The following is a 3,194-nucleotide window of genomic DNA, read 5'->3' on the forward strand; positions in this document are numbered from 1 at the left end:
GGGCGGCGTCGCCGAACCCGTCCGACGGCGCGGCTTTGCCGCGCCGGCCCCTCCACCATGCTTCGCATGGTCCCCCTCCCCTGCAAAAGCAGGGGAGGACATTTTCGGAGCAAGCCATGTCCCTCAAGCAATTTTCCGAGACGCTGCCGGATTACGCCAAGGATCTGCGCCTCAACATCTCGTCGCTGCTGAACGACCAGACGCTGGGCGATCAGCGCAAATACGGGCTGCTGCTCGCCTGCGCGCACGGCACCGGCTACCGGCCGATCGTCGCCGCTGCCGAGGCTGAAGTGGAAGGCAAGCTGACGGAGCAGGCGGCGAATGCCGCCCGCTCGGCGGCCGCGATCATGGCGATGAACAACGTCTATTACCGCTTCGTCCACCTCGCCTCGAACCCGGAATATGGCACGTTGCCGGCGAAGCTCCGCATGAACGTGCTTGCCAATCCGGGGATCGAGAAAGACGATTTCGAGCTGTTCAGCCTTGCCGTCAGCGCGATGAACGGCTGCGGCATGTGCATCGACAGCCACGAGCGCGTGCTTCAGCAGCATGGCGTCAAGGCCGAGACGATCCAGGCCGCGGCCCGCATCGCAGCGGTCGTGAAGGCGGTTGCGACCGTCCACGCGACGCTCTGACGATTACGAAAGATTCGGGTCTTTCTGGCATTCCGATCCGGCTGCGCCTATTTCTCGATGGATGAGTGAGCGGGACGCCTGATCGAATGGGCATGGTCGACTATCTGGACTCGGTGAAGGCGCGCGATCCCGCAGCCCGCTCCCGCTGGGAAGTGCTTCTCTACCCCGGCGTGCTGGCATTAGGGCTGCACCGGATCGCGCACTGGCTGTTCCGCGGCGAGCTCTTTTTCCTTGCCCGCCTGGTCAACCATTTCTCCCGCTTCCTCACCGCAATCGACATCCATCCGGGCGCGATCATCGGGCGCAACTTCTTCATCGATCACGGCTTCGTCGTGATCGGCGAGAGTGCGGAGATCGGCGACGACGTGACCATGTACCAGCATGTGACTTTGGGCGGGACCAATCCCACCAACGGCGAGCCGGGCAAGCGCCACCCGACCATCGGCCACGGAGTGATCATCGGCTCGGGCGCGCAGGTGCTCGGGCCGATCATGGTGGGGCCGGGGGCCCGGATCGGCGCCAATGCGGTGGTCACCAAGGACGTGCCGGAGGGTGCGACGATGATCGGCATCCCGGCACGGTCCTCGCTGGTGGAGGCGTCCAAGCATTCCACCGGCTTCGTTCCCTATGGCACGCCCTGCAACGAAATGTATGATCCGGCGACGCAGAAGCTCGAGATCCTGAAGTGCGAGGTCGAGCAGTTGAGGAAGAGGCTGGCCGAACTGATCGACGAGCGCGACAGCCTGAAGAGCGGGCTCCAGGAGCGGGACAGGGCCTGATGGGAAATGTGCTCCCTTTTCCGGTTGCGAAAGGTCCGGGACACCAGATCGGCTTCGACCGGGCCGAGCTGAAGCGCATCATGGATCTTTACGGACGGATGGTCTCGGCCGGTTCCTGGAAGGATTATGCGATCGAGTTCCGCGGCGATGCGGCCGTGTTCTGGGCCTTCCGCCGAGCTGCCGAGCGGCCCGAATATAAGATCGAGAAGCGGCCCGCGCTCCGCAACCGGCAGGGCATGTGGGCGCTGATCGGAGAGAATGGCGTGGTGCTGAAACGGGGCCACGAACTCGGCCCCGTCCTTGCGCCGCTGGAACGCCGGCTCATGAAGCTGGTCGGCGGCTGAGGGGCCTCCACTTTCGTGGAGGCCCGGATCTTCAGCTTGGGAACTAGGCGGGTGCGCCCGTCGTCGTCGCCCGGTCGAGCACCGGCAGCTTCGACTGAAGCGTGCCGGGAAGCGTGTTCACCACCCCGCGGCGGGCCGTGTGCCAGAAGGCCGAGAGCAGCAGCAAAGCCGACCCGATCACGAGCGCGGTGAGGGCGACGTTGAGTTCCACTGCGCCATATTCGCGGAAGAGGCTGCTCAGCGCATAGAGAACATAGGCAAGCGCCGACACGAGCAGCGCCCGGCGGTCGATCGCCAACGCTGTCACCCCCAGCGCAACGTAGAGCAGAAGCACGATGATCGCTTCCGCGGTCGTTGCGTTGCCGTCGGTGAGGCCAAGCAGGGAGAACACCGGATGCACGATCAGCGGAGCTGCCAGCAGGTGGAGCCAGAAGGCCACGTCGGACCGCCGCGTTTCCCGCCGCGGATCGGACGAGTCCCACCACATGGCGAACAGGAACACGCCGATCCCCAGCAGCAGGAGGAAGCCGAGCAGGATGTCCTTCTTGTTCGGAACATCGCCGACAGCAGCGGAGATCAGGGACGCGATCAGCAGCACGACGGAAGCCGCACCCGCGGCGATCGTGATCGGAACCCGGAACCGCCGCCAGTGGAACCAGGCGGCGAGCGCGCCGGTCAATGCAGCGCCGCTGCCGATGAAGCCGCCGATCGCGTCGTTGTTCTGAGTGGCTTCGGGGCCGATCGCGAGCACCAGAGCCATGCCGACCGCCGCTCCGACCCCGCCGACGAACGCCAGCAAGAGCAGGATGCTTGGCAGCGCCATGCGCCGCTTCTTGGTGAAGAATTCCGCAAGCCCCCAGGCCGCCGCGGCGACGAACACCCCGGAAAGGGGCGAGGGACCGTTGCCTTCGATGCGCATTCCGAACGAGCTGCCGATCCAGCCGAGCGCGAAGAGCAGGATGGCCGCTGCAATGGACACGAAGATGTCGTTGAAGCCGGTGATGAGGCGGAAATGCTCCTCGTCTACCGCCGGGGCGGAACGGCCGCCGGCCACATGGTTGCGGAGCGCGTCCGCCGCTTCGGGGCTGATCGCCCCTGCGGCGACCGCAGCCTCCAGATCGCTTTCGCTGTACATGTTGTGGGTCCTCCCTAGAGACGAGCGGCTGTAGCAGAAGTGTATTGCAGTTGCAATACACCTAGGCTCGCCGCAGCGTCTCCAGGATCAGCATAGCCTGCTCCGCGCCGGATTGCGGCACGATTTCGCCGGCGCGGTCGATGATCTTGTCCCAGTTCGCGGCTACCTCCTCGACGGTGCGCCGGCCCTCCGGGAGCGCGTAGCCGGGCGTGAGCGTCACGTAGGATGCCTGGACCACGCCTCCGCCCGCGCCGACGATCATGTTGCTGGGCGCATCTTCGGAGACGAGGAACAGCGCGGC

General features: G+C 65.5%; 4 protein-coding genes and 1 pseudogene. 3 read left to right on the top strand and 2 right to left on the bottom strand.

Annotated features, from left to right (window positions below; translation table 11 throughout):
- The first annotated feature begins 116 nt into the window (after nucleotides 1-116).
- The 3 genes from ahpD (at nucleotide 117) to VF662_RS08590 (ending at nucleotide 1,758) form a co-directional block, all read left to right on the top strand.
- Nucleotides 117-635, top strand: coding sequence for an alkylhydroperoxidase, AhpD family (gene ahpD / locus VF662_RS08580; RefSeq protein ID WP_464139895.1), 519 nt, complete (start codon nucleotides 117-119; stop codon nucleotides 633-635).
- A gap of 86 nt (nucleotides 636-721) precedes the next feature.
- Nucleotides 722-1,414: a serine O-acetyltransferase EpsC gene (gene epsC / locus VF662_RS08585; protein WP_464139901.1), complete on the top strand. Its 693-nt coding sequence runs from the start codon at nucleotides 722-724 to the stop codon at nucleotides 1,412-1,414.
- Complete coding sequence (locus VF662_RS08590) at nucleotides 1,414-1,758, top strand: DUF2794 domain-containing protein (RefSeq protein ID WP_464139897.1); 345 nt, start codon at nucleotides 1,414-1,416, stop codon at nucleotides 1,756-1,758. The genes epsC and VF662_RS08590 overlap by 1 nt, the downstream gene beginning before the upstream one ends.
- A gap of 43 nt (nucleotides 1,759-1,801) precedes the next feature.
- Here VF662_RS08590 and VF662_RS08595 read toward each other — a convergent pair whose 3' ends face one another.
- Together VF662_RS08595 and VF662_RS08600 are read right to left on the bottom strand one after the other, a co-directional pair.
- Complete coding sequence (locus tag VF662_RS08595) at nucleotides 1,802-2,893, bottom strand: hypothetical protein (RefSeq protein WP_464139899.1); 1,092 nt, start codon at nucleotides 2,891-2,893, stop codon at nucleotides 1,802-1,804.
- Between the two features lie 61 nt (nucleotides 2,894-2,954).
- Nucleotides 2,955-3,194 (bottom strand): annotated as a pseudogene (locus VF662_RS08600) (3-oxoacyl-ACP reductase); the annotation flags it as partial.

Origin of the sequence: Allosphingosinicella sp., from assembly GCF_036387215.1 — a bacterium.
Classification (GTDB): Bacteria; Pseudomonadota; Alphaproteobacteria; order Sphingomonadales; family Sphingomonadaceae; genus Allosphingosinicella.

Coding starts and splice junctions, on each gene's coding strand:
- VF662_RS08595 (WP_464139899.1), bottom strand. CDS start 2,893: ATGTACAGCGAAAGCGATCTGGAGGCTGCGGTCGCCGCAGGGGCGATC.
- VF662_RS08590 (WP_464139897.1), top strand. CDS start 1,414: ATGGGAAATGTGCTCCCTTTTCCGGTTGCGAAAGGTCCGGGACACCAG.
- epsC (WP_464139901.1), top strand. CDS start 722: ATGGGCATGGTCGACTATCTGGACTCGGTGAAGGCGCGCGATCCCGCA.
- ahpD (WP_464139895.1), top strand. CDS start 117: ATGTCCCTCAAGCAATTTTCCGAGACGCTGCCGGATTACGCCAAGGAT.